This is a genomic window from Methanomicrobium sp. W14 (assembly GCF_017875315.1).
Lineage (GTDB): Archaea > Halobacteriota > Methanomicrobia > Methanomicrobiales > Methanomicrobiaceae > Methanomicrobium.
Window position 1 is genome coordinate 798,239 of the sequence record NZ_JAGGMM010000001.1, and the last position, 26,048, is coordinate 824,286.

The 26,048-nt window shown below is 43.5% G+C and carries 26 protein-coding genes; 20 read left to right on the top strand and 6 right to left on the bottom strand.

Annotation, left to right across the window (positions count from 1 at the left end):
* Window positions 1-2: 2 nt before the first annotated feature.
* The 5 genes from J2128_RS04215 to J2128_RS04235 are packed head-to-tail and all read left to right on the top strand — an operon-like array spanning window position 3 to window position 3,744.
* The gene (locus J2128_RS04215; RefSeq protein WP_209689853.1) at window positions 3-482 is read left to right on the top strand and encodes a methanogenesis marker 5 protein; all 480 of its coding nucleotides are present in this window, start codon (window positions 3-5) and stop codon (window positions 480-482) included.
* Window positions 479-1,723, top strand: coding sequence for a methanogenesis marker 15 protein (locus J2128_RS04220; protein ID WP_209689854.1), 1,245 nt, complete (start codon window positions 479-481; stop codon window positions 1,721-1,723). The genes J2128_RS04215 and J2128_RS04220 overlap by 4 nt, the downstream gene beginning before the upstream one ends.
* A gap of 2 nt (window positions 1,724-1,725) precedes the next feature.
* Window positions 1,726-2,304, top strand: coding sequence for a methanogenesis marker 17 protein (locus tag J2128_RS04225; RefSeq protein ID WP_209689855.1), 579 nt, complete (start codon window positions 1,726-1,728; stop codon window positions 2,302-2,304).
* A 2-nt stretch (window positions 2,305-2,306) separates the two neighbouring features.
* Window positions 2,307-3,248, top strand: coding sequence for a methanogenesis marker 7 protein (locus J2128_RS04230; protein ID WP_209689856.1), 942 nt, complete (start codon window positions 2,307-2,309; stop codon window positions 3,246-3,248).
* Between the two features lie 55 nt (window positions 3,249-3,303).
* Window positions 3,304-3,744 (top strand): carboxymuconolactone decarboxylase family protein, encoded by a 441-nt coding sequence (locus J2128_RS04235; protein WP_209689857.1) that lies wholly within the window; start codon window positions 3,304-3,306, stop codon window positions 3,742-3,744.
* Between the two features lie 74 nt (window positions 3,745-3,818).
* Here J2128_RS04235 and J2128_RS04240 read toward each other — a convergent pair whose 3' ends face one another.
* Together J2128_RS04240 and J2128_RS04245 are read right to left on the bottom strand one after the other, a co-directional pair.
* Entirely contained in the window at window positions 3,819-4,154 is a 336-nt protein-coding gene (locus J2128_RS04240; protein WP_209689858.1) for a hypothetical protein, read from the bottom strand.
* A 53-nt stretch (window positions 4,155-4,207) separates the two neighbouring features.
* Window positions 4,208-4,915 carry a hypothetical protein gene (locus tag J2128_RS04245; protein ID WP_209689859.1) on the bottom strand — a complete coding sequence of 236 codons (708 nt, stop codon included), beginning with the start codon at window positions 4,913-4,915 and terminating at the stop codon, window positions 4,208-4,210.
* Window positions 4,916-5,033: 118 nt separating this feature from the next.
* Between J2128_RS04245 and J2128_RS04250 the strand changes: the two genes are divergently transcribed.
* The 3 genes from J2128_RS04250 (at window position 5,034) to J2128_RS04260 (ending at window position 7,595) form a co-directional block, all read left to right on the top strand.
* Window positions 5,034-5,543 carry a flavodoxin domain-containing protein gene (locus tag J2128_RS04250; protein ID WP_209689860.1) on the top strand — a complete coding sequence of 170 codons (510 nt, stop codon included), beginning with the start codon at window positions 5,034-5,036 and terminating at the stop codon, window positions 5,541-5,543.
* Between the two features lie 74 nt (window positions 5,544-5,617).
* A complete protein-coding gene (locus J2128_RS04255; RefSeq protein ID WP_209689861.1) occupies window positions 5,618-6,358 on the top strand; it encodes a hypothetical protein in 741 nt (246 codons plus the stop codon).
* Between the two features lie 166 nt (window positions 6,359-6,524).
* The gene (locus J2128_RS04260) at window positions 6,525-7,595 is read left to right on the top strand and encodes a flavodoxin domain-containing protein (RefSeq protein ID WP_209689862.1); all 1,071 of its coding nucleotides are present in this window, start codon (window positions 6,525-6,527) and stop codon (window positions 7,593-7,595) included.
* Window positions 7,596-7,605: 10 nt separating this feature from the next.
* Here J2128_RS04260 and purB read toward each other — a convergent pair whose 3' ends face one another.
* Together purB and J2128_RS04270 are read right to left on the bottom strand one after the other, a co-directional pair.
* Window positions 7,606-8,946, bottom strand: a complete 1,341-nt coding sequence (purB, locus tag J2128_RS04265; RefSeq protein ID WP_209689863.1) for an adenylosuccinate lyase — start codon at window positions 8,944-8,946, stop codon at window positions 7,606-7,608.
* A gap of 141 nt (window positions 8,947-9,087) precedes the next feature.
* On the bottom strand, window positions 9,088-9,318 hold the full coding sequence (locus tag J2128_RS04270) for a PspC domain-containing protein (protein WP_209689864.1): 231 nt from the start codon (window positions 9,316-9,318) through the stop codon (window positions 9,088-9,090).
* An 81-nt stretch (window positions 9,319-9,399) separates the two neighbouring features.
* Here J2128_RS04270 and J2128_RS04275 point away from each other — a divergent pair, with 81 nt between their 5' ends.
* From J2128_RS04275 to rlmH, 5 genes are read left to right on the top strand one after another with little or no spacing between them, the layout of a single operon-like run.
* Complete coding sequence (locus J2128_RS04275; RefSeq protein ID WP_209689865.1) at window positions 9,400-11,403, top strand: ATP-dependent DNA helicase; 2,004 nt, start codon at window positions 9,400-9,402, stop codon at window positions 11,401-11,403.
* Window positions 11,394-11,852: an MGMT family protein gene (locus J2128_RS04280; RefSeq protein ID WP_209689866.1), complete on the top strand. Its 459-nt coding sequence runs from the start codon at window positions 11,394-11,396 to the stop codon at window positions 11,850-11,852. The genes J2128_RS04275 and J2128_RS04280 overlap by 10 nt, the downstream gene beginning before the upstream one ends.
* 24 nt (window positions 11,853-11,876) lie before the next feature.
* On the top strand, window positions 11,877-12,797 hold the full coding sequence (locus J2128_RS04285) for a ketopantoate reductase family protein (RefSeq protein WP_209689867.1): 921 nt from the start codon (window positions 11,877-11,879) through the stop codon (window positions 12,795-12,797).
* Between the two features lie 17 nt (window positions 12,798-12,814).
* Entirely contained in the window at window positions 12,815-13,411 is a 597-nt protein-coding gene (locus J2128_RS04290) for a molybdenum cofactor guanylyltransferase (RefSeq protein WP_209689868.1), read from the top strand.
* A 1-nt stretch (window position 13,412) separates the two neighbouring features.
* Entirely contained in the window at window positions 13,413-13,898 is a 486-nt protein-coding gene (rlmH, locus tag J2128_RS04295) for a 23S rRNA (pseudouridine(1915)-N(3))-methyltransferase RlmH (protein ID WP_209689869.1), read from the top strand.
* A gap of 83 nt (window positions 13,899-13,981) precedes the next feature.
* On the opposite strand, the gene J2128_RS04300 is transcribed toward rlmH, so the two are convergent.
* Both J2128_RS04300 and J2128_RS04305 read right to left on the bottom strand, forming a co-directional pair.
* On the bottom strand, window positions 13,982-14,758 hold the full coding sequence (locus J2128_RS04300) for a dihydroorotate dehydrogenase electron transfer subunit (RefSeq protein ID WP_209689870.1): 777 nt from the start codon (window positions 14,756-14,758) through the stop codon (window positions 13,982-13,984).
* Window positions 14,751-15,641 (bottom strand): dihydroorotate dehydrogenase, encoded by an 891-nt coding sequence (locus J2128_RS04305; RefSeq protein ID WP_209689871.1) that lies wholly within the window; start codon window positions 15,639-15,641, stop codon window positions 14,751-14,753. Before J2128_RS04305 ends, J2128_RS04300 begins: the two co-directional genes overlap by 8 nt.
* A gap of 310 nt (window positions 15,642-15,951) precedes the next feature.
* On the opposite strand from J2128_RS04305, the gene J2128_RS04310 reads away from it, so the two are divergent.
* Genes J2128_RS04310 through J2128_RS04340 form a run of 7 tightly spaced genes read left to right on the top strand, consistent with a single transcriptional unit; the run spans window position 15,952 to window position 26,031 of the window.
* Window positions 15,952-16,824, top strand: a complete 873-nt coding sequence (locus J2128_RS04310) for a malate dehydrogenase (RefSeq protein WP_209689872.1) — start codon at window positions 15,952-15,954, stop codon at window positions 16,822-16,824.
* Entirely contained in the window at window positions 16,814-19,210 is a 2,397-nt protein-coding gene (locus J2128_RS04315) for a DNA-directed DNA polymerase (RefSeq protein WP_209689873.1), read from the top strand. Before J2128_RS04310 ends, J2128_RS04315 begins: the two co-directional genes overlap by 11 nt.
* Before the next feature lie 5 nt (window positions 19,211-19,215).
* Window positions 19,216-20,196, top strand: a complete 981-nt coding sequence (locus J2128_RS04320; RefSeq protein ID WP_209689874.1) for an asparagine synthase C-terminal domain-containing protein — start codon at window positions 19,216-19,218, stop codon at window positions 20,194-20,196.
* 13 nt (window positions 20,197-20,209) lie between these two features.
* A complete protein-coding gene (gatC, locus tag J2128_RS04325) occupies window positions 20,210-20,479 on the top strand; it encodes an Asp-tRNA(Asn)/Glu-tRNA(Gln) amidotransferase subunit GatC (RefSeq protein ID WP_209689875.1) in 270 nt (89 codons plus the stop codon).
* Between the two features lie 2 nt (window positions 20,480-20,481).
* Complete coding sequence (gatA, locus tag J2128_RS04330) at window positions 20,482-21,777, top strand: Asp-tRNA(Asn)/Glu-tRNA(Gln) amidotransferase subunit GatA (protein WP_209689876.1); 1,296 nt, start codon at window positions 20,482-20,484, stop codon at window positions 21,775-21,777.
* 3 nt (window positions 21,778-21,780) lie between these two features.
* The gene (gene gatB, locus J2128_RS04335) at window positions 21,781-23,226 is read left to right on the top strand and encodes an Asp-tRNA(Asn)/Glu-tRNA(Gln) amidotransferase subunit GatB (protein ID WP_209689877.1); all 1,446 of its coding nucleotides are present in this window, start codon (window positions 21,781-21,783) and stop codon (window positions 23,224-23,226) included.
* A gap of 9 nt (window positions 23,227-23,235) precedes the next feature.
* Entirely contained in the window at window positions 23,236-26,031 is a 2,796-nt protein-coding gene (locus J2128_RS04340; protein WP_209689878.1) for a DNA topoisomerase I, read from the top strand.
* The last annotated feature ends 17 nt before the right edge of the window (window positions 26,032-26,048 follow it).

Sequence of the window (26,048 nt, forward strand, 5' to 3'; positions counted from 1 at the left end):
ATATGTCTAAAGTTTTCATATATCCGTCAACAAGCCTGATATTATCCGATATGGTTGAAAGATTCGGGCATGAGCCGCTCGGTGTGGCTATTGCAATCCGCGAGAGGATACAGACACCCGGACTGGACTCACCCCCACTTCAGATGACGCCCGAAGACCCTAAAAAGGGACTTAAATATGCAGCTGTTGAAGTTCCTTCAGGGGTAAGAGGAAGAATGGCCCTTTTCGGCCCCCTCATCGAAGAAGCTGAGGCCGCCATTATCATAAATGACGCTGACCTTGCTTTCGGATGCATGGGCTGTGCAAGGACAAATGAACTGGTAAAATTTTCTGTCAGGCAGAGAAAGGACATTCCAGTTCTTGATATCAGGTACCCGTCAAACGAAGATGAAGGGCTTGCATTTGTCCAGAAAATAAAGGAGTTTCTGTCAGGGCTTCCAGAGAAAAATGATCCGGGCAAAAAGAAAGGGGGCAAAAAATGACAGAACACCAGCCTGTAAGAGTGGCGCAGCTTTCATGCGGACCTGAACACAGTGGTGTGCAGAAAGAGATTTACGACGCAGCCGCAATGGTCAATGCCGAGATGTTCTTCCCTGACGTCGCCCTTGCAGACATAAAAAAAGCTTATGAGGAATTTGGACTGGAAGCTAAATCAGCTGACCTCAAACTGGCAATAGCAAGGGCGAAAGCGCTTGTGGATGGTGCTGTTGATGCCGATGCTGTATTTATTGCGACATGTTTCAGGTGCTCTGAGGCTGCGATTGTCAGAAACGAACTGAGAAGGTACATTCACAGCAACTCGACACTTCCCGTGGTAAGCTATTCCTTTACGGAAAGGACGACATCAGGAACCCTACTTACCAGAATGGAGGCGTTGACAACAATCGCAAGAAGAAGAGCGCTTCTGGCAAGGGAAAAGCAGGTCGGAATAACTCTCGGGATTGATTCCGGATCATCAACCACAAAAGCCGTCGTAATGAAAGACAACGAGATTATAGGGACAGGATGGACTCCCACAACAGGTGTTGTTGAAAGCGCCGAGTCTGTCGTAAAATCCGCACTTGAAGAAGCCGGACTGAATATCTCTGATATTGAGGCAATAGGAACGACAGGATACGGCAGATATCTTATAGGCGACAAATTCAAAGCAGACCTAATCCAGGAAGAGCTTACCGTCAACTCCAAAGGTGCCGTATATCTTGCAGACAAACAGCACGGGGAAGCGACTGTTATAGATATAGGCGGCATGGACAACAAGGCCATATCAGTTCAGGACGGTATCCCCGGAACCTTTACGATGGGCGGCATCTGCGCCGGAGCCTCAGGCCGTTTTCTTGAGATGACTGCAAAGCGTCTGGGTATAAATATCACCGAACTAGGCCCGCTTGCAATGAAAGGCCTGTCTAAAAATGTCCCTATGAACAGCTACTGCATAGTATTCGGAACGCAGAGCCTTGTCAATGCCCTTGCCGAAGGACATTCAAAGGAGGATGTCGCAGCAGCCGCATGCAGGAGCGTCGCCGAACAGGTATTCGAGCAGCAGCTGCAGGAAGTCGACATAAAAGAGCCGGTCATAATGGTCGGTGGGACCTCTCTTATAGAGGGACTTGTAAACGAAATGGGAAGGCTTCTTCAGACCGAGATAGTGGTCCCACCGTATTCGCAGTATATCGGCTCAGTCGGATCAGCTCTCCTTTCATCAGGGTTTATCGGAGAAAAGTAACCATGGCAATTGATTATTTTGAGGTTGAATGCACCGAGGAATCAGGCAGGGAGTCATACAAAAGAATAGCATCAGATGTCCTCCAGGACCTTGACCTCATAAAAATAGTCAGTAAAATACACATCCTAATCGACCTTGAATTTCCGTTCTTTCTGGCTGTAGGAAAGACAAGAAAACTTCCCCCCCCTGTAAAGATAAGGGATTTTTCCAATGTCATGGAATCTGAAGGAAATATTGTCCTCGATATTGCAGAGGAAACGTATCTTTCCCAGATGCTCACAATATTGTGGGACAAATACGGGCGTGATTTTGTTGTTCAGCCTGACAGGTTTACAGTTACAATAAATGCAGACCTTGCAGGGGTGGAAGAGATAGAAAACATCACGGTTTTTGATCCGAGCAACACTATGTACAAAGACCTTGTATATGCGCTCCAGTGGATAGCACCCGAAGGGTTCAGGGTGAGAAGGGAAAGCATAGAAAAAGATAGGTTCTGCTACCTTGCAAGTGAAAATACACTTGTTCCCGGCACTCTGGACAAAGTTATTGCAGACCGGGAAAAACTTCTTGAGGAGACATGAAAATGACCCTTGTACCTGTAACCTACAAAGGAGGAGTCTACAAACATGACATAATAGTTGACCTTATCGACGACCTCGGCGGGTATATCATACAGAAGCATATGATTGCCCAGGATGTCATTTTGCAGTCCCTTGTACCTAAAGACGATATAGACCTCCTTACTAAAACAGGCAGACCACTTGGAGGTGAAATTTTTGAATCCCCGCTTGTAGGGACCGAAATCGCTGTCGTCTCCCCGAGCCTTGACATCCATCACCTCCCGCATACCTCCTGCGATGTCGCCGAATACCTGAGAAGGTCGGGCGCCAAAACCAATATGGTAGGCCTCTCAAGAGGTTTTGGAAAGCGCATCGCAAATCTCAACATTGAAGAAAGGGATGTCATAAACGAACATGACTGTGCAGTTTATCTTCTCGGAAATTTTGAGGAATGCATAAAGCACAAGCTTCCTGCACTGAGACGCGGCATAAACGTACCAATTATTCTTACAGGCGGCCCTGACAAAAAGGCCCTTGAAAAGATAACCGACCCTCCTGTTGACGGGTATGTGGGAGGTATAGGAAGAGTAGGCCACAGGATGAACAAACAGGAAGGTGAGATAGAATACCTTGACGAACTGGTCGGTGAAATCTCAGTTGTTCTCGGGAGATTACGCGAGGAAATTGCAAAAGACCCGCTATCGGTTTCTCCGGCAAGACTTATGGGCGTAATCGATGAAGATATGGAAATCACAAAGGGGTCGACGCACCCAACCCCGATAACCGTCCAGACAGCAGGTCTCAGGATAAAAATACCATATGATGATTACGCGGAATATATGCGCAGTATAGTAATAGAAGGCGGCATCAAAGTGGGTGATGTTGCACGCATTCTTCCTTCGAGAATGCGTAATTACATATGGCTTAGAATTAAACCATTCTCTGAGACAAATATAATGGTATGATTCTTTTTTATGATAACTCTGCCATTATTCATACCAGATAAAAAGGTGTCTTCTTATGGATTATGAAAAACTGCTATGTGAGATTGCAGATAAGGGCAAAACCAAAAGCTGTGAGGAGTGGCTTGAAAAAGTAAAACAACAGGACGGATCAGTGCCTCTAATATTTCAGAGAATGGCAGAAAGACCTGAAGTTCTGCTATCGCATCTATTGTATAAATCTTCAATAACCGAAACAAGCACGCTTGACCCGAAATACGTTGAACTAATAAGCCTTGCAGTCGGCGCTGCCCTTAACTGCCGCCACTGCACAGAATATCACATGAGGGCTGCTCTTAAGAGAGGTGCTACAAAGGATGAGATTCTTGAGGTGGTTCTCCTTGCAGGAACACTTGCACAGTCATCAGTACTTGCAGATGCATACCGCGTTATTGATACGGATGAAGATGCCTGCAACGCTTCATGTGACATAAACGGATTTTCATACAAAAAAGAATAAAAAATAAAATATCAGGATGTATTAATCTGAACAAAAAAAGGCATGCTTTTATTTACACACGCAATTCTCTTTTTTTAAATCATATCACAGGACGAAAGCTCATATATTGTTTCAATTCTTCTGGCATCATCAGCTGATACATTTTTCTGTACGCATTCTATAACAGAGCAAAGAGTCTCTCTTGAAAGACAGCTTATGTTTTCATCACCTTTTAAAATCAGTTCTGTCAGGTATTTCCAGTCTTTCTCTGATAATTTAAGAATCCTTTCCCTGAAATCCTCATCATCTTTTGATATGTGATTTGCAAGCGGGGGAAGAACAGACCTGAAATCAACACCTGAAGAAGGACATAAATCAATATTATATTCAGGTGCTGCTTTTCTAAAGATCTCAAGGTCTTTTTCAGACATTACTCTTGGAATGATTATTCTTATTGTTTTTTACCGGAAGGATAAATGCATATTTATCTTCGCCCGTTTTTTACCACAACAATTAAACACACGGCAAAAACCGCCGAAATTATTACAGATACAGGAACCGGAGACTTTTCTGTCTGCTCTGGCAGAGGAACTGTATCCGGATTCACTGTTTCACCTGCAGCTTCAGTTCTAGTCTGATCCGTTTCATATTCATAACCCTGTTCCCCTGATGAAACAGCCACCTGTGTTTCGGAAGGTATCTCGGTTGAATAATTTGTCAGTGTCCAGGTAGTCTCTGTTACGGTTGTGATCCCCTGACTGCCTGCTGAGGCGCTGAGAGAAGGATTTACTATTTTCACCTGTATATATGAATATTCTTCATCTGAAAGGTCTCCTCTCCCTGTGGGGTTATTAACAGCATATACTATGTAGTTTCCGGGATCAGGTACTCCTCCGGCCGTACTCGTATCCCAGTCATAACTCCACCTGTAATTTCTAACGTTAACACGTGTAAATGTCGAGGAGTCGCCGGTCTGCACAGAAGATGATATATCATCAAGAGAGACTCCTGAATAAGGCAGATTAGGGCCTGTCAGAAACAGGTAAACATAATCCGTTCCGGACGCCGCACCGGACAATGGAGCTGTGTCTCCTGAATATACGGTTATCGCACAGACTGGTGCGGTAAAAAGTGAGAATACAGTTAAAGCGAGAAAAATAAGTCCCCCGCAGAAATAAATTTTGAATCCCATAATCTTTTATTATATACTGCGTACAGTATATATTTAGTCACAGCATTAATAAATATCAGAAAATTTTAACCTAAATAACAATTCGTAGAAAAAACGATTTATTTTACATGGGTGCACAATGGCAAAAAAAATACTGGTGATATACGCAACCCGTTACGGTTCAACAAAGGATATTGCAGAAAAAATTGCAGGATATCTTAATGAAAAAGGGTACCAGGCCGACTCTGAGAACTTCTCTGCCATAAAAAGTACTGAGGGTTATGACGCTGTAATAGCAGGAAGCGCAATCCAGATGGGAAAATGGCTTCCCGAGGCAAGAGAATTTATTCAGGCACACAATGCAGACCTCAATAAAGTTCCGCTTTTCGTATTCTCATGCGGCATAACTCTTCATGAACCTGACGAGAACGAAGTAAGAAAAGCACTCTTTGCAACTGATGAAATCAAACTCTATGTTGACCCGAAAGAGACCGGACTTTTCGCAGGAAAACTTGACACAGGTATCCTGACGGACCCTGACAGGCAGATAATCACCCTTGCAAAACCGGAGTGCGGGGACTTCAGGAATTACCGGAAAATTTCCAAATGGGTTGACAAACTGGACAGCGATTACCTTAAAAAACTATAAATATTTATATCATTTTTATTAAAAAAGGTTTAAACCGGAAATACTTAAATTAAATACCCCGGGGGTGAGAGGCAGTGGAGGACAAAAAATGGCTAATTATGATTGCGTCCCTTCTGATAATAGCCTCGGCATTTTTGTATTTCATTCATTACCTCATATTCGGAGACCTGCACCATATAGGCATCTTCGCACTTCACGAACTTGCATTTCTTCCAATAGAAGTGCTCCTTGTAACTCTTGTAATTCACAGAATGCTTGAAACACGCGAAAAGAAAAAACGCCTCGAAAAGATGAATATGGTAATAGGGACATTTTTTAGTGTTCTGGGCACTTCTCTTCTAAGATGCTTCTCAAACCATAACCCGCATATAAAAAAAATAAGGGAAGAACTCCTTGTAAAAAAAGACTGGAAACCTGAAAATTTTGACAATGCCGAAAAAAAGCTTCATGACCAAAAATTTGAGGTTGATATAAATTCTCTTGATATAGGCTCCCTGAAAAAATTTATGATGGAAAAGGAAGACTTTTTGGTAAGACTTCTTGAAAACCCCGTACTTCTCGAACATGAGAAGTTTACCGAACTTTTGAGGGCTACTTTTCATCTTGCAGAAGAACTACATAACAGGAAAAATATTCTTGCGTGCCCGGATTCAGACAAATCCCACCTTGAAGGAGATATAAACAGGGTTTACAATATCCTTGTCGAGGAATGGATTGAGTACATGAAATATTTAAGGTCCGGCTACCCCTACCTGTTCTCGCTTGCTCTAAGAATAAACCCATTCAACGAGAACGCCGAAGCCACAGTCATATAAACTGCTTTATAAATCAAGCATAAAAAAATTATCTGGCAAAAACGTGGGTTCTTTAAATTTCTGTAAATAATTCCATGATATTCAGGATATCATACATTTTTTGTTAAACGAATAAATAATCTTTAAGCTATATCTACATATAATTAAAAGAGGATGAACCGCAAATATGAGCACTAACTTCAAAAATGTTTTGGATTTTATAATTCAGAATGAAAACGAGATTTTTTCATCCCCCAGGGCGCTTTTCGGGACAGGAGAGGAAGAGCTGTTTACAATCCTCAAAATTAACGGGGAAACAAATGAAATAAACCTGAAAACTGAGGACAACAGAAATATTGCAATAAAATGTGAACTCTTAAAAGAAGCCGTCAGGCTTCTCGAAGACAAACATATGGTCCCGATATCAGTAGCAAAATACCATACACTGTCAATGGAGGAGCACCTTTCGCTCTGGCAGTCCGGGACAGACAACACAACTCTAAATAAAAAAACTGTTCCGTATATAACCGATATTATAGTTCTGTCAGGATTTGCGGCATACGGGTGGGCTAAATCCGGAAATGACGAGAAGTTTGCGGCAGTCGCCGTAAAAGAAAAACAGCAGAAAAAAAACGCACCCAAAGATACGAATATAGTTAAAAAAGAGAATAAAGAAGCCCTCGGGAAAAATGTCAATACTGTAAAATCCGAAAAAAACGTGCAGAAAAAAACGGATTTAAACGACAAAAAGGTTCTGATTACTTATTCCACGAAGTACGGCTCTACAGCCGACATTGCATGGTCAATAAAAAACTCATTTCAGGATGACGGAATCACGGCAGATGTAAAGCATATCCAGGACGTTGATGACGTAAGGGAATATTCTTTTGTAATAATCGGATCACCGATATATGACGGTAAAATGCTTCCCGAAGTTATCGAATTTGTCGAGCTTCACAAAAACTGGCTCTCAAAAAGAATGACTGCACTTTTTATTTCAGGTATGTCACTGAATGATAAAACTGATGAGGCAGTTCTTGAAGCGAAGAAAATTGCGGATGACATTGAAAAAAGAATAGAGCTTATTGATACCGGCATGTTTCCGGGAAAACTCTCACCTGAAAACCTCCCGGTAAAAAAGAGAATCAATGCGATATTCAATAAGAGAAAAACAGGAGACTTCAGGGACTGGCGCGATATCGGGGAATGGGCTGATAAAATAAAAAAAATATACCTGAATAAAATTAAACAGGATTAATCAAACGGAATCAGGCTGTCACAGGACGCAGTTTTTCAATGAGATTGTCCACCTGCCACTCGGCAGTCCCTATATAGTTGTCAGGCAGAAGAAGGGACTCGATTTCATCTTTTTTCAGGTATTTTGAAACATCGGTGTTCTGAGAGAGGATTTCTGATACTGATGTTTTTGTTTCAAGAGCGGTCATACTTGAAACCCTTACTATCTCATGGGCGACCTGTCTTTCCATACCCTTTTTGGTAAGTTCTATCATCACCGATTCTGCCATGTTAACCCCGTGAAGCATATTCAGGTTGCGCCTGATATTTTCCTTGTTAAGCTTTAATCCCTCAATCACTTTTATCATGACGTTAAGAATATGATCCGCAAGAATCGACGATTCAGGAAATATAACCCTTTCAGTAGATGAATTTGTCAGATCCCTTTCATCCCACAAAGTATTGTTCAGAAGTGCAGGCTCTACAAAAGACCTGACGATTCTTGCGAGTCCGCATACCTGTTCTGATTTGATAGGATTTCTTTTGTGCGGCATTGTCGAAGACCCGACCTGATTTTTGCCGAAGGCCTCTTCCATCTCGCCTATCTCAGACCTCTGCATCATCCTTATCTCAACACCCATCTTATCAAGAGTCGTCGCGATATTTGCAAGGAGCATAAAATATTCTGCATATCTGTCGCGCTGAATGAGCTGGTTTGATACGTCAACAGGCCTTAAGTCAAGATAGTTCATCATTGTAATCATAACGTCGTGGCCCTTCTTTCCAAGAGAAGCCTGCGTTCCGACGGCTCCGGTCATCTGGCCTACAGCCACTCTGGGGCGGACTTCCCCTAACCTTTCTATATGACGGGCAACTTCTGCCGCCCATATCGCAAATCTCAGACCGTAAGTTGTAGGGACACCAATCTGACCGTGCGTCCTTCCGGCGCAGACAAGCTTCTTGTTTTCTTCAGCCCTTTTCAGGAGAAGAGAAAGAAGTTTTTTTAGTTTTTCCTCTATTAAAGAAAGGCTTTCCTTTACCTGAAGGCCTGTCGCCGTATCAAGAATATCATTTGAGGTTGCCCCGTAATGGATCCACCTCCCTGACTCCCCCGTAACTTCGGTAACAGACTTAACTATTGCCATCATGTCATGGTTAATTTCGGCTTCAATTTCTTTTGCACGTTCAAGTGAAGCGTATCCAGCCTTTTCGGATATTTCTTTCGCCGCTTTTTCAGGAATTAAACCGTTGTCAGCCTCTGCTTTTGCCAAAGCGACCTCTGCCCGGACAATTGCTTCAAATCTGCTCTTTTCCTCCCAGATATTGCGCATCTCAGCCGTTCCGTAACGATAGTCAATGGGATGAACTGCCATAGTGTGTATTTATATGTCATCTTTAATCTAAAACAATACTGTTTGGCTTTATAGGGCCACAGAAAAACTGACGTAAAAAATATACTGTTTTTCACATAACGGACAAATATAATCTAATTCCAGTGTTTATTGTCTTATAGTTTATTCTTCTTTGTCCTTTATCACATACTCGGCGTCAATGACCCCGGCCTCTTCCTCTTCAGGCAAAAAAACCCACGAGACGATATAAGCAATAATTCCCAGTCCATATGCAAAACAGAACAAAACCCATAATATTCTCAGAATATTCGGATCAACATCCAGTGATCTACCCAGACCTCCGCAGATTCCTGCTATCACGCGGTCGTCCTTTGATCTGTATAATTTCTTCATGATATTTCACCCGGGAATTTCGATTTATAAATCTGTATACGTACGATATTACAAAATGCAACCACATACAATATGTAAGTAATGGATTGCTCTGATGACTGGTTTCCTTACGAAACATACAGGCCCCACCAAAGGGAAATGCTTAATCTGGCAGAAGATGCCGCAAGAAATCATGATATCTGCATGATAGACGCCCCGACCGGCAGTGGTAAATCCAGTGTCCTGTCAGCGCTTTTATCAGCTGCGAACGGCAGAAAAATAATCGTTGCCGTAAGAACAGTCAGCCAGCTGAATACATTTATCAGGGAACTTGAATTAATCAAACGGAAAAAAGGGCACCTTAAGGTTGCATACCTCGTCGGAAAACGCAGGATGTGCATGATGGGGGCGGACGGCGACATTTACAGGATGTGTGAAGGATTAAAGGCCTTCTCAACGTCACTTATGCGTGAACGCGCCCACAGAGGGTCGCTTATACCCGCAAATGATCCGGTCCTTAAGACGCAGATAAGACGACAGGATGCAGAACATCCTCTTTTATGTCCTTATTTTATTAAGTCAAAAATCTATATTGAAGGCAGCGACGGACTCAAAATGGTCCCGTCAAACACCCTTAAAGTAAAGGCAGAACAGGTATCAAAAAGGATAGTCCCCCCTGAAAAAATTCACGAAGTCTGCAACGAAATATGCCCATATGAAGTTATGCTTCAGGCCGCACGCGATGCAGATGTTATTCTGATGAACTTCTATCATATCTTCGACGAAACAATAAGAGACCAGATGTACCAGTCAATATCCGTAGAGCCTGAAAATACGATTCTTCTGATAGACGAAGCCCACAACTGCGGAGACACTGTCCAGAGTATACAGACTGTTACATTAAGCGAACAGTCACTTGAAATGGCGCAGAACGAACTGTCCCACATGAGAGGTCGCGTAGGGGGAGTTGAAGCTGTCCTGAATCTTATCCCGCAGGTCCAGAATTTTATGTCCAGTCTTAAAAGGTCTGTCAAACAGGAGGACTGGTTTGACCCGCTGATCTTCACAAAATACATACTTAACGGGACACTTTACCAGAAGACGGACGAAATTTCAGACGATCTTTTAAGAATTAATGAAACCATAAACGAAGCAAAGCTGGAAAAAGGTGACTTTAAGGAAAGCCCTGTCGAAAATCTTACCAGCTTTTTTACAAGGATACTCCAGTCTGCCGGCGACGACTCATTCCTGACAATATACAAAAAAAATCTTATGGATATCTCTCTTGAAGTAAGAAATATAGACCCTTCAAAAACCCTTTCTGAAATAGCGAAGATGCATTCTGCATCTATTCTAATAAGCGGAACGCTTTCTCCGGTTGAGAGTTATAAAAAGCTTTACTTCGGTGATATGAATATTAAAACACTGTCACTTCCAAATGCATTTCCAAAGGAAAACAGACTTATCTTCTGCGCAAACGACATAACATCAGCATTCAGTCTGAGAAGGGATCCTGAAAATACCAAAAGGATTCTGGATTATATCAATTCTTTTGCCGCAATTAAAGGAAACCTTGCAGTTTACTTTCCTTCATATGATATGCTGAAAATGTTTACGAAAGACCTGCCGAAAAAACTTAAAAGAAAGGATGTATTCATTGAATCACAGGACTCTTCCCAGGCAAACAGCGATCTGAGGGTCTTTATGTCACTTCCGGAAGTGGGCAGGTCAGGCATCATCTTTGGGGTATGCGGCGGCAAATGGAGTGAGGGTCTTGACTACAGGGGCGAGATGCTAAACGGTGCGGTCGTAATCGGACTTCCACTCGCTCCTTACAATGATGTAAGGAGAATGATAAACGACTACTTCAAAAATAAATTCGGAAAAGAGGGGGAATTTCTTTCATATACCCTGCCTGCCATAAATAAAGCCACGCAGGCCCTTGGCAGGGTTTTGAGAACACCTGAAGACAGGGGTGTTCTTCTTATAGGAGAAAGCCGATTCCTTGATAAGTCAGTAAAAAAAGGCCTCCCGCACTGGATGCAGGAGGAACTTGCGGAATGCAACATTGATGAATTCAGGTCGGGAATTGCCGGATGGAATTAGAAAAAGGAATTTGCAGATTTGGTCTCTGGAAAGTTGGCGTAATATGGGGAGGAAATATAATTCATAAAGTCTCTTTTCTGCGCTTCGGAGAGGAGTCGGTGGTACCCATGCAGTTCAGCCAGTACCTGAGCGGAAAAAAAGACAGTTTCTCACCATATAAATCAATAGCAGTCTTTGACGAATATCCTTATTCCGGAATATATAGGGCCGTCTCAGTGATTCCTTATGGTGAAACTAAGACATACTCTGAGATTGCACAGGTTGCAGGGACACATCCAAGAGTGGTAGGCTTTGCAATGAAGAGAAACCCCACACCTCTTATAATCCCCTGCCACAGGGTTGTATCCAAAAACGGAATCGGTGGTTTTACCCCAGATATCGATATAAAAAAAGAGCTTTTAAAAATGGAATCTAAATATAAAGAATCTCTTAGATTTATCATAGAGTGAATCCAAATATAAGGAAGATTAACAATGAAAGTCGCAATTTTAGGTGCAGGAGCTGTGGGGCTTAGTATAGCTGCAAAACTTTCTAAGATCTGTGATGTCTATGCTGTAAGCAGGAAACGCAACGCAGATGCCATAAAACAACGCGGATTTGTAATGACAGGTCTGTGGGGTGAAGAAAAATACAGTTTTAAATGCTCTGAAAATTTGCCTGAAAGCGAAAAATTTGACTATATAATAATCACATCAAAATCAAACTCGACAGGAAGTGTATGCGAACAGTTTAAAAAATATATTAAAGACACTCCTACAGTGAGCCTTCAAAACGGGATAGGAAACGAAGAAATCATCTATGAATACACCGACAGGGTAATCGGCGGGATGATAATAACAGGATTTGAATGGCGTCATGACGCATATATTCATGTATCTGTTCAGGCTGCACCAATGCGTCTCGGTGTGTATCCGACAGGAACAAACGAAGAGGTAAAAGTTCTTGTAGACCTCATTAAAAGTGCAGGCATTGATGTTATGGAGGATAGCAACATAGCAGGTGCCATCTGGGGAAAAACCCTCTATAATGCTGCCTTAAATCCTCTGGGTGCAATAATGAAGGTGCCATATGGCCGCCTTCTTGATGAAAATGCATGGAAAATAATCAACGAAATTGTAAATGAGGCATTTGATGTATGCAAAGCGGAAGGTATTGTCCTTGAATGGGACTGCGCAGAAGATTACCTTAAATTTTTGAAGAAGAACCAGATTCCGTCAACGGCAGAACATCATTCATCCATGTACCAGGATCTCTCTGTCTGTAAAAGAACAGAGATTGATTTCATGAACGGCCAGATAGTAAAGTTAGGCCTAAAGAACGGCATAAGTACTCCTGTAAACAGGACTATTGTCAATCTTATAAAATTCAAGGAAAACCTGATTCTTGCCAAATAAACAAGGGGAATACGTTATTGAAGTCGGGGATCATTCTTGTCGGGGGACAGGCGAGACGTGCGGGAGGCAGGGAAAAATATCTTTTTTGCTATAAGGGAAAAACATTTTTGGAAAGACTTATTTCAACGCTTCAGGGTTCAGTTGACGAGATAATAATCGTAGCAAAGGATGAATACCACTGCAAAAAGTTCATGAACATCCCCGGTGTCAGGGTGGTCTATGATATAAGAAGAGGAAAGGGTCCTGTAGGAGGGCTCCATGCCGGAGTTCAGGCTTCACACGGGGAGACAGTCTTTGCAGTCGCGTGCGACATGCCTTTTGTAAACAAAGACGTAGTCAACAGGCTTTTTGAAATGGCTGAGAACTACGATGCCGTAATACCGTGCTGGAATGAGAGGATGTTTGAACCATTGCATGCCGTTTACAAGAAAAAAGCCCTTGAAAACTACATGAAATCGCATAAATCTCTGTCCCTTCGGGAAATGATCAAGAGTATGAAGTCATGCTATATTAATGTGGAAATTCTAAGAGACATCGATCCTGACCTCAGGACATTTACGAATATAAACCACCTTGAGGAGCTAGAAAAACTGAATACGGGGGAATTCTTCTGAAATGGCAGGGAATATCATAATTATCGCCGTCGGAAAAATAAAGGAAAAATATCTCAGGGACGGAATAAATGAATATTTAAGGCGCCTTAAAAACTACACAAACCTTGAAATAACAGAAATTTCCGACGAGAGCATACCTGATAAGCTGTCTTTACCGACAAAACAAAAGATACTGGATAAAGAAGGGGACAAAATACTCTCTTTAATAAAAGACGGCGATTACCTTATACTCCTTGACCTTAAAGGAGACACTACTGACTCGGAAATGCTTGCAAAAAAAATAAAAACACTTGAAGTGTCACGGCAGGGGAGAATTGTCTTTGCCATAGGCGGAAGCCTTGGTGTGTCTGAAAGACTTATAATAAGAGCGGATTTCAGGCTCTGCCTTTCACATCTCACGTTCACCCACCAGATAGCAAGGTTTATTCTTACAGAGCAGATTTACCGGGCATACAACATAAACAATGGTGGAAAATATCACAGATAACAGCTAATAAATCATTATTAAATAGTTGATTTTTTTATTTTTCATAAAATAAGATATTTAAATCCCAGAGGGTGGAATTTGCCTTAATGTCCCCTTGCATAGACTTTTCTTCCGGATGCATCCCTTGAATAATTACCAAATTCACTGCTTTTTAAAAGGACATCTCCAGAAAATACGGGGCCGTCACGGCATACACGGAGCCCGTCAGGATCGATACAGCATGAACCGCATATTCCTACTCCGCATTTCATATACCTTGCAAGCGAAAACTGACCTCTCCCTGCAATGCCCTTTGATTCAAGAATATCAAGAACTCCTTTCATCATAATCTCAGGACCGCACACGCAGACGGTGTCAAAAAAAGCAAGGTCTATATCCTGCATAAGTTCAGTAACAAAACCGTGATGGCCTTTTGAACCGTCGTCGGTTGCTATCATAAAACGGCATACTTCAGAAAGCTCACCGGCATATAACAGTTCATCAGAATTTCTTGAGCCAAGAAGGAAAGTGTCACACCGGCCACTCATTGCAAGAGGACGCAACGGTGCCGCACCAACTCCTCCTGCAACTGCAAGCACTTTACCGGACGGTGAAAAACCATTGCCCAGAGGAGCCCGGATTCCTAGCTTATCACCCGCTTTAAAACCAAAAAGAGCTGTTGTTGCAGGACCTGCCTTCTGGACGGTAATCGAATTACCGGAAGAAAGGCCCATAGGAACTTCATCAACACCAGGAATCCAGACCATACAGAACTGCCCTGCCCGGAACTCAAATTTTTTGTCGAATACAAATGTCTTTATCAACGGAGTTTCATCGATTATCTCCGTAATCTCCATCGCATATGACTGAATATCACTCATGCGCACACCCTATAATGTCCACGGGCATTTCCCCGTCATCGGAATAAAGTGAGTTCTTAATATTTTCAAATATGTCAACCCTGTCAATGACACTGCTTCCGATTTCAACAGCCTGTGCTCCGGCCATCATCATCTCTATGACATTGTCTGCACATGATACTCCCCCACATCCTATAACAGGGATATCAAGCGCCTCGTACAAATCCCAGACGCACCTGACAGCTATGGGAAATATTGAGTGACCGGAAAGTCCCCCTGTTTTGTTCCCGAGAACCGGCCTTTTCATCTCAGTCGAAATTCTCATGGCCTTTACGGTATTTATAGCAACAACAGCACAGGCCCCACCCTCCTGGGCTGCAATTCCAGACTGAGTAATATCAGTAACGTTGGGAGTAAGTTTTACCCATACGGGAAGTCCGGTTTTTGCAACCGCTTTTGTGCATTCCAAAACCATGTCGGGGTTGCAGCCTATCTGCGCACCATAGCCCTCCGCGTGAGGACATGATACATTAAGCTCAAATCCCCGTACAATATCCTTAAACCAAGATGCAACAAGAGAGAATTCTTCAGGATTTCCTCCAAATATGCTTGCAATGACCGGTTTTCCTGACAACCCGAAAATTTCATCCTTAAAGTCTGACGAAGGGTTGGGAAGACCCATCGCGTTTATCAGGGAATTACCCATGACACATACACACGGTCCCTTATGACCCTCTTTCGGAAAAGGACCTATCGATTTCGTTACAACTGCCCCTGCCCCGGAATTCAGAATCCTGTTAAGAGATGCACCGGTTGTACCGAGTATGCCTGCGGCAAGTATCAGGTGATTATCTATTTTAACGCCACCGGCAGTGATGTTATCCTCTTTTAACAAAGTCACCATTTGAATTGAAAGTACTTTTGGAGTTATTTATTATTAACACTCGCCGAACAGGATAAGCCACATGCAAGAGAGAACAAAAATGATCATACAGTGGCATGAAAACCTGCCAGAAGCAACAATAAAATGACCATTAAACGTTCAGCCATTAAAAAAAGAAGAATAAGAAAAAAACATTTCCGCGATATACATGAAAAAATGATATGCACCCTAAAAAACTTAATGAATAAACGCGGGACAAATGAGAAAATAAAACAACCACAGTCCGGTTAAGAGTCATTTTATTATCAGCGTAACCAAAACTTGATCAACTATGACACATCTCTCGGTTATGGGAGCCGGAAAGATCGGCGGAGAAGTAGCATATCTTTCCACAATTATGGGAATAGCAGATAGTCTGACACTGGCTGACTGCAACGCTCCGTTTCTTAACGCACAGAAACTCGACATAATCCATACTGGAATCGATATTGATATATCAACTGACCCTGCAGACATTAAAAATTCTGATATTATTGTTTTTTCAGCAGGAAAACCCAGGAATCCTCAAATTAAAACACGGGCAGACCTGCTTGGCGAAAATATACCTGTCGCAAAAGAGTTCTGCTCAAAGATAGAAGGCTTTGACGGCATCTTAATCTGCATAACAAACCCTGTCGATGCTGTAAACGAATATATATGCAGAAATTCCGGAATCGAAAGAGAAAGATGCATAGGGTTCGGCGGTCAGCTTGACCTTGCACGCTTCAGGAACTTTTTGAAATCACGGGGAATAAATCCTGACGGTTCGGTGGTTTTGGGTGAACACGGTGAACACCAGGTTCCGCTGTTCTCAGGACTTAAAGAAAAAGTGGACAACGGCACAAGAGAGGAGATATTATCCGAGATGAGAGGTGCAAGCATGCCTGTCATAAAGGGAAAAGGAGGGACTGTATTTGGTCCGGCGTACAATATAACCAGACTTATTCAGGCTGTAAAAAATGGTAAAAACGAGATCTTCCCGTGTTCGTGCTGCCTGAAGGGTGAATACGGATATTCAGGCCTGTCAATAGGTGTTCCGGCAAAAATCGGAAAAGAAGGCATAATAAAAATATATGAAAAAGATATGGACTCATGGGAGAAAGAAAAATTCTCCAAAGCAGCGAACCACCTCATTAACCTTTGCAGGAGGACACATGACAGATGATATGACACCAATAAAACTTGCAATAAACCAGGTCGAATACTCAAACAGTCCCGGCGGGACTATTATTCACATATTCGGGCGTGAAGAATCCGGTAAAGCGCACCAGATAATAGTCACGGGATTCGAACCGTATTTCTACGCACCCGAAGACGAGGTCAAGAGTATTAACCTCCCGAAAGGGGCAAAAACCGAATTTTCAGACAAATTTCTCTCGATACGCGGCGAGAAACTGGCAAAGATAATCACCCCGAAACCGGGTGACGTCAGGGAAATGCGTGAGTCCTATAAGCATTATGAAGCAGACATACCTTTTGCCACAAGATTCATGATAGACACAGGCCTTACGGGTGGTGTAAATGCAATTCCAGAGACAACTTCAGAAACAACGGACTATCATGAAATCTCTCCTGCCAAAGTTAACGTTCCTGCAAGAATATGCTTTCTTGATATTGAATGCGAGGACAAAAACGGATTTCCGGACCCAAACAGAGAGATGATAAACTGCATCTCATGCTGGGACTCGTTTGACGATGTCTATACCACTTTTTTCTGGCCGCATGACCATGACACTAAAAAAGACCTGAACAACATATCCGGCAGCCATATCCTTAAAGTATTCAGAACTGAAAAAGAGCTTCTGGCCGGACTTTCGGAGTACATTGCAGAAAAAGACCCTGACATTATCTCCGGGTGGAACCTTGTGGATTTCGATATCCCCTATATCCTGAAAAGAATGGAGGTTCTGGGACTACGCGAGGACAGTCTTTCAAGAATTCCGGGTATGGGTGCAAGAAACCCAACAAGAGGAAGAGCCCTTTTTGACCTTCTTACGGCCTACAAAAAAATGCAGGGAGCAAGAAAGGAGTCATACAGGCTTGATGCAGTAGCAGAAGAGGAAATAGGGGAAGGAAAAATCCGTTACACGGGGACGGTCTCTGACCTGTGGGAAAAAGACCCTGAGAAGCTTATCGAGTACAACGTAAAGGATGTCGAGCTCTGTGTAGGTATAAACAAAAAAAACAATATAGTAGAGTTTTACAGGGAAATAGCACGCTATGTTGGCTGTCCTTTGGACAGGACGCTGAACTCGTCAAACGTCATCGACATATTTGTCCTGAGAAAGGCGTTCGGAAAATACATACTCCCGTCAAAAGGATATTCCGACGCCGAGGAATTTGAGGGTGCAACAGTATTCGAACCGTCCCTTGGCGTAAGAGAAAACGTCGTTGTCCTTGACCTTAAATCGCTGTATCCCATGTGTATGATGACAATCAACGCTTCACCCGAGACAAAGGACATAAACGGCGAGCTTCATGCACCTAACGGGATACGCTTCAGAAAAAAGCCCGACGGACTTACGAGAAGCATCATCAGCGACCTCATGAAGGAAAGAGACGAAAGAAAAAAGCTGAGGAACAACTACGAATACGGCTCTGACGAATACATTCTCCTTGACCTCCAGCAGAACGTACTCAAGGTCATAATGAACACCTACTACGGTGTCAGTGGATATGCAAGGTTCAGGCTCTACGACAGGGAAATAGGCTCGGCCGTAACTTCCGTCGGAAGGGCGATTATAGAGCACACGAGATCTGTCATCGAAAAACTCGGTTATACAGTAATATATGGGGATACTGACTCCTGTATGATAAGGCTTCCAGAAATGAACAAGGAAGAGACAATAAAAACCGCCCTTGCCATAGAAGAAGTATTAAATGAAAGTTATTCAAATTTTGCAAAGACTAAACTCGGTGCTGATCATCACTACTTTTCGATAAAATTCGAGAAAATTTACAGGCGTTTTTTCCAAGCCGGAAAGAAAAAAAGATATGCAGGATACCTGATCTGGAAAGAGGGTAAAGACGTTGACAAAATTGATATCATCGGCTTTGAAATGAAAAGAAGCGACTCACCGCACATTACAAAGGAGGTCCAGCACAATGTAATGGATCTCATCTTAAAAGGCGCCGACAGTGCCGAGCTTAAAAAATATCTTGGAGATGTAATCCGAAACTACAGGAAAGGCAGGTATTCTCTTGACGATATCGGTATTCCTGGAGGTATAGGAAAGAACCTTGAATCGTATGAAAACCAGGACGCACACGTAAGAGGAGCCATTTACTCAAACAAAAACCTTGGTACCGACTTTAAAAGGGGAAGCAAACCCAAGAGAGTCTATATAAAATGTGTTACGGCAAAATACCCCCAGACCGATGTCCTGGACTTTGAATACGCGGACCAGGTGCCGGAGGAATTCGTGATAGACTGGGAGACCATGATGGAAAAAAGCATTAAACAACCCATATCACGGATCATTGAGGCTATCGGAATGAAATGGAACGATGTAGACCCGTCGAGGACAACACTGTTCGACTTCGGGATGTGACAGTTATGAAGATCAAAGGGTGGGCGGAATTAAACGGCAGGGTCCTGCATGAAAATGAGATTAAGTCTGTTATAAAAGACAAACCGGAAAATATTGCCGGGTTCGGCGGAGAATTCCTTATCGAATGGGACGACTGCAAAGCAAGGGACTTATTCGGAATAATACAGGGAGACTGCCCTCCTGGAAAAATTGTCTGCGGGGGAGCTGAAAAAAATAACATTCTCCCTCGTACCGAAGACCTCTCTCTTGAAGAGGCAATAATCAAAGCGGTAGACCTGAGACGCGAAGATTCTGTAACAGCTTTTTCAGGAGGCGTCGATTCTGCTCTCATCGCAAAGCTTGCGCAAAGACCCTGCGTGACCGTTGGTCTGAAAGATTCACATGACCTCAGGCATGCAAGAGTGGCTTTGAAAAGTCTCGGGTTAAATGTCGCAGACTTCGTTGAAATACGGAAAAGTGACATCGAAGACGCACTTAAGACGGTAATCTCAGTAATTCCGGTGAAAACCCCGGTTGAAGTGTCAATTGCCACAACAATGTTTTTCGTAACAAAATGGACATCTGAGAACGGATATAAGAAAGTTCTGGCAGGTCAGGGCGCAGACGAACTCTTCGGCGGATACGCCAGGTACCTTGAAACCGACAACATAGAAGAGACCCTTAAAAAAGACTTTGAAGGCCTTTCAATGCAGGGAAAAAGAGATCAATTGGTTGCCTGCAAAAACAACACCTATATATCATGTCCGTATCTAGATGTTAGGGTAGTGCGCGCTGCAAGGGCCATACCCCCATCAGAAATGGTAGTTGGCGGCATCAGGAAATACCCCTTAAGAAAGGTTGCTTCCCTGCATATGAGTGAGGATCTCGCCTTTTACGGCAAGAAAGCTATGCAGTACGGCAGCGGTGTCATGAAGGAAATACAAAAACTTGCACGGGACAACGGTTATAAAAACTCGGTGCAACGGTACATAGATCACTTAATTTGAGGTTCTTACAAGAATGGTCTCTGAAGATGAAGTGGAAGGCATAGCCAGACTTGCCGATATATCTATAGAAAAAGAAAAACTGGCAGGATTTACTGATCAGTTCAATAATATTCTGGAATATTTTGATATTCTGGACACGGTTGAATCCGCTGAGATAACAGACGAAGATCTGATTAATATCCTGAGAGAAGACATTGAAGAACCTTCGCTATCCCAAGAGGAAGCCCTGTCCAATGCAGGCGAAACTGATGAAGGCTACATAAAAGCACCAAAGGTGATGTAACAATGGCGGAATACACCTTTGACGCAAAAGACGAGAACAACGCATTTATTTCAATAATCAAATCATCTGAGTACGGAGACGGAAAACTCTCTGGCATCCCTGTTGCCGTAAAGGACAATATATCAACAAAGGGCATTGAGACAACATGCGGCTCAAACATTCTCAGAGGCTACGTACCCCCATTCGATGCACACGTGGTAACACTCCTGAAAAACGAAGGTGCGGCGGTTGTCGGCAAAACCAACATGGACGAATTCGGAATGGGAACCACCACCGAAAGTTCGGCATACGGAATAACCACAAACCCCTGTGATAAGTCACGTGTCACGGGAGGTTCCTCGGGCGGAAGCGCTGCCGCAATTGCTTCGGGGATGGTTCCAATGGCGCTTGGAACGGATACGGGCGGCTCAATCAGGTGTCCCGCATCTTTCTGCGGCATAGTGGGCCTTAAACCTACATACGGGCGTATCTCAAGATACGGACTTATTGCCTATTCTAATTCTCTTGAACAAATAGGACCTATGGCTGCAAACGTTACAGACGTCTCAAAACTTTTTGAGGTCATATCAAAACCTGACGGACATGACGCCACAGCATACAGCAGGCCCTATGAACATGTACCGTCTCCAGAGATCAAAGGAAAAAAGATAGGCATTCCTAAGGAGTACTTCGGGGAAGGCGTTGATGAAAAAATCTCAGAATGCGTTAAAAATGCAATCTCCAGAATGGAAGGACTTGGCGCAGAAATTGTTGAATGCTCGATTCCTTCCATGAGCTACGCCCTTGCGGCATACTATGTCATCTGCACAAGCGAGGCCTCTTCAAACCTTTCAAGGTTTGACGGTGTCAGGTACGGCCCGGCACTTGATGCAAAAAGAAGCTGGCATGACGAATTCAGGGACTACAGGGGAAAATACTTCGGTGAAGAGGTCATACGAAGAATCCTTCTCGGAACTTTCGCGCTTTCAGCCGGTTATTACGGTAAATACTACGCAAAGGCGAAAATCGCAAAGGAAAACATCAAAAAGGACTTTTTGCGTGTCCTAAAAGAAGTCGACCTGATTGCAGGGCCGACTATGCCAAACATAGCATATAAAATCGGCGAAAAAAGCAATCCGCTTGAAATGTACCTCAGCGATATCCTCACAGTCCCGGCAAACCTCGCAGGTGTCCCCGCGATATCGGTCCCCTGCGGAAAAGTTGAAAAGATGCCTGTAGGTCTTCAGATTATAGGAAGGCACTTTGACGAAGAGACCGTCATTGATGCTGCCTTTGCATTCGAACAGGAGGGAATGTAAAAAATGGCTGAAACAAAGGATGTAAAAGACCTTAAGGTGCGTATAGGTCTTGAAATTCACTGCCAGCTGAATACAAAGACGAAGCTTTTCTGCAGCTGTTCAACAGACTACCGTGACGATGAGCCAAATACGCATGTCTGCCCGATTTGTCTGGGACTTCCGGGAGCAATGCCGAAACTTAATAAACAGGCTGTCATCTATGCCCTGAAAGTTGCAAAGGCGCTAAATCTTGAAATACCTGAATATTCGGAATTCTCCAGAAAAAATTATTTCTACCCAGACCTTCCCAAAGGCTACCAGATAAGCCAGTATGACAAGCCTATAGCAGTAGAAGGAAAAATGACCGTCGACGACGACGCAGGCCATGAAAAAGTCGTCAGGATACGGAGAATACACCTTGAGGAGGACCCGGGAAGACTTGTGCACAAAATATCCCGTGACAGGGCGGGGTATTCTCTTGTCGACTACAACAGGTCCTGCATCCCCCTGATTGAAATTGTAACCGAGCCTGACATATCCTCACCAAAAGAAGCAAGGCGCTTTTTAAATAAACTGCGTGCAACGCTTGAATACCTCAACGTCTTCGACGGCGAAAAGGAAGGGTCCATACGTGTCGATGCAAACATCTCCCTTGAAGGCCACAACCGTGTTGAGTGCAAAAACATATCCTCATACAAAGGTGTCGAAAGGGCCCTTACCTTTGAGACTACAAGACAAAGAAGCCTCATCAGGAGAGGCCAGGAAATAGTGCAGGAGACAAGACATTTCCAGGAAGGAAGAGGTATCACCACAGGCTCAAGGAGCAAGGAGGACGAAAACGACTACCGCTACTTCCCTGAACCCGACCTCCCGCCATTGAGGGTAAAGCCGTGGGTGGAAAAGATTGACCTGCCTGAACTTCCTGACGCAAGACGCGAAAGGTTCATAGAACAGTACAACATCTCGACAAACCACGCGAAGACACTTACAGGCGACATCAAAGTTGCAGAATTCTACGAGGATATTGCAAAGTGCGAACCGGCACTTTGCGCAACGTGGATTGCGGATACTCTTCTCGGCGAGCTTTACTACCGCAATATGAAAATTGACTCGGTTCCGAAGGACAATTTTAAGGACCTTATCATACTTCTAAAAGACAAAGAGATAACTGACAGGGTTGCCGTCGATGCGTTAAGGATTATGCTTGACAGGATCAAAAACGGAGAAGAATGTGAAATGCCTTCTGACATCGTCTCAAGGCTCGGTCTTTCAAAAGGATCAGACGATGAATTTTCCGAAATAATCAAGGTCGTTGTTGAGGTAAACCCCCAGGCAGTGGCTGACTACAAAAACGGAAAGGGCAATGCCCTCAACTTCCTTGTGGGGCAGGTCATGAAGGAGACAAAGGGGCGTGCGGACCCAAAGAACCTGAACAAAATGATTTCAGCATACCTTTCAAAAATGGAGTGAACTCATTTAATGCACCTTATAATAGCTGAAAAGAATATAGCTGCACAGAGAATAGCTGGTTTTTTAGCCGGCGGCAATAAGGTTACCGCGGATAAAACCGGAGGAATAAGCTCATATTTTTTTAATGACTCCATATCAATCGGTCTTCGTGGTCATGTCGTCGAGATTGACTTTGAGGAAGGTTACTCAAACTGGCGAAGCGAGGTGCACACTCCCAGAACTTTAATAGACGCGGGAATGGTTAAAAAACCGACAGAAAAAAAGATTGTGTCCCTGATAAAAAAATATGCCAAAAAAGCCACACTTGTAACCATTGCAACTGATTATGACCGTGAAGGAGAACTTATCGGAAAAGAGGCATACGAAATAGTCAGGTCTGTCAACAAAAATGTCAAAATAAACAGGGCCATTTTCAGCGCAATAACGAAACAGGAAATATTAAACGCATTTGAAAACCCCACTGAAATAGATTTCGACCTTGCATCTGCAGGAGAGGCGAGACAGGAGATAGACCTTGTCTGGGGTGCGTCACTTACCCGTTTCATTAGTATTGCCGCAAAAAGAGGCGGAAACAACATATTAAGTGTCGGCAGGGTCCAGAGCCCGACTCTCGGGATGATAGTTGACAGGGAAAAGGAAATAGAAGCCTTTGTCCCGGAACCCTACTGGCTTTTAGGCCTGACTACGGAAAAAGACAGTGAAAGCTTTGAGGCAAGACATACATCAGGTAAATTCTGGGATTTGAAAGAGGCTGAATGCGCAAAAGAAAACACCAGAGAACCCCTGACCGTCAAGGAGGTAAAGGAAGGGAAAAAGAATGACTCGGCACCGACACCTTTTGACACAACTGCATTTATTGTCGCCGCCGGCCGTCTGGGGCTTAGTGCATCAAATGCAATGAGAATTGCAGAAGAGCTGTACATGAACGGTTTCATATCCTACCCCAGAACTGACAACACTATTTATCCACCGTCACTGGACCTTGACGCAATAATCTCGGAGATTAAAAAGACGCCTTTTAAGAGCGAAGCCGAATGGGTCGAGAAGAACAAAAGAAAAGAGCCGACCCGCGGAAAAAAATCAAGTACAGATCACCCCCCCATTCACCCGGCCGGAGCTGCAAATCCGTCCCAGATGAACGAACAGTCATGGAAAGTCTATGAACTTGTTGTCCGCCGCTTCCTTGCAACGCTGTCGCCGGATGCAATGTGGAAAACTCTCAAAATTCTGTTCGACGCCGGAAGCGAAGAGTATACATCTACTGGACAGAAGCTTGAAACTGAAGGCTACAGGCACGTATACACTTACAGCCAGGCAAAAGATCAGATCCTTCCTGACATAAAAGAGGGTGAAATTCTTCCAATCAAGAAAGTAACTCTCGATGAAAAGGAGACGCAGCCCCCGCCACGCTACTCGCAGAGTAAGCTCATTATGCAGATGGAGCAGCTCGGCTTGGGAACGAAATCCACTCGTCATGACGTAATCGGAAAACTCATTTCAAGAAGATACGTTGAAGAATCACCATTAAAGCCCACCCTTGTCGGAAAAGCCGTTACCGAGACTCTCGAGGAATACGCCGAACTTATCACGAAGCCTGACATGACGCAGACCCTTGAATCCCATATGGAGGACATCAAAAAAGGTATGCGCAGCAAGACCAACGTTGTCGAAGAGTCAAAACATATGCTCCACGAAATATTCGACGAACTTGAAGTAAACGAGGAGAATATTGGCAACGACATTATGGACAGGACAGCCGAGGAAAGGATAATCGGCAAGTGTCCGGTCTGCGGGAAAAACCTTATGCTGAGAACTTCAAAGGGAATGGCGCAGTTTATAGGCTGCACAGGCTACCCTGACTGTTCGTTCAACATAGGACTTCCGTCTGCGCAGTGGGGAAAAGCAATAAGGGATGACAAGATCTGCGAGGTTCACGGGCTTAATCATATAAAGCTCATCAGGAAAGGAGCCAGGCCGTGGGATATCGGGTGCCCCCTGTGCAGTCATATCGATTCAAACCTTGAAGCGCTGAAACTTATGCCTTGTATGACAGACGAACTTGTAAAAAAGCTTCACAAGGTTCATGTCTATTCGGTATACGAAATTGCAAATACAAAACCGGCGATCCTGGAAGAAAAGCTTGAAATAAAAAAAGAACTGGCTGAAAAACTGAAAAGTGACGCCGATGAGGTCCTTGACCTTTTGAGAAAAAGAGCGGAACTGAAAAAGTTTGTCCGAAAAATAATTCCCCCGAAAAGGGGGAGAAGCCATGCAAAAGTCCTCAATGCCATAATAAGTTCAGGAATAAACAACATCTCGGACCTTTCAGAGAGTGACAAGAAAACACTCCATAATATGCATCTAAGCGAACAAGAAGCTGAGACTCTTATCCTGGAGGCTAAAGTAATACACAACACAAACCTCCTGAAAGGTTACGGAATCCCGTCTGTGAGCCTGAAAAAATACATAGATGCAGGGTTCATCTCCCCAGAGGACTTTTGCAGTATCAGCCCTGCGTACTTAAGCCTTAAAACAGGAATCAACATCGACACTGTCTATAAGCATGTCGGAATGATCTGTGATGCCTTAGGAGCAAAAAAACCCAAAAAAATAAGCAAAAAGGCTTTTGAATCAGGCAGACAGGAGCTTTTGTCTGTTAACGGAATAGGCGAATCAATGATTGAAAAACTATTTTTTGCAGGGATTACAGACACTGAAAAGCTGAGAAATACGGATTCATCCTATATCTACCAGAAAACCGGAATTTCAGAAGAAAAAATAAAAAAACTCCAGGCGGAGTGTTAACTGATAAAAGTGAGAGA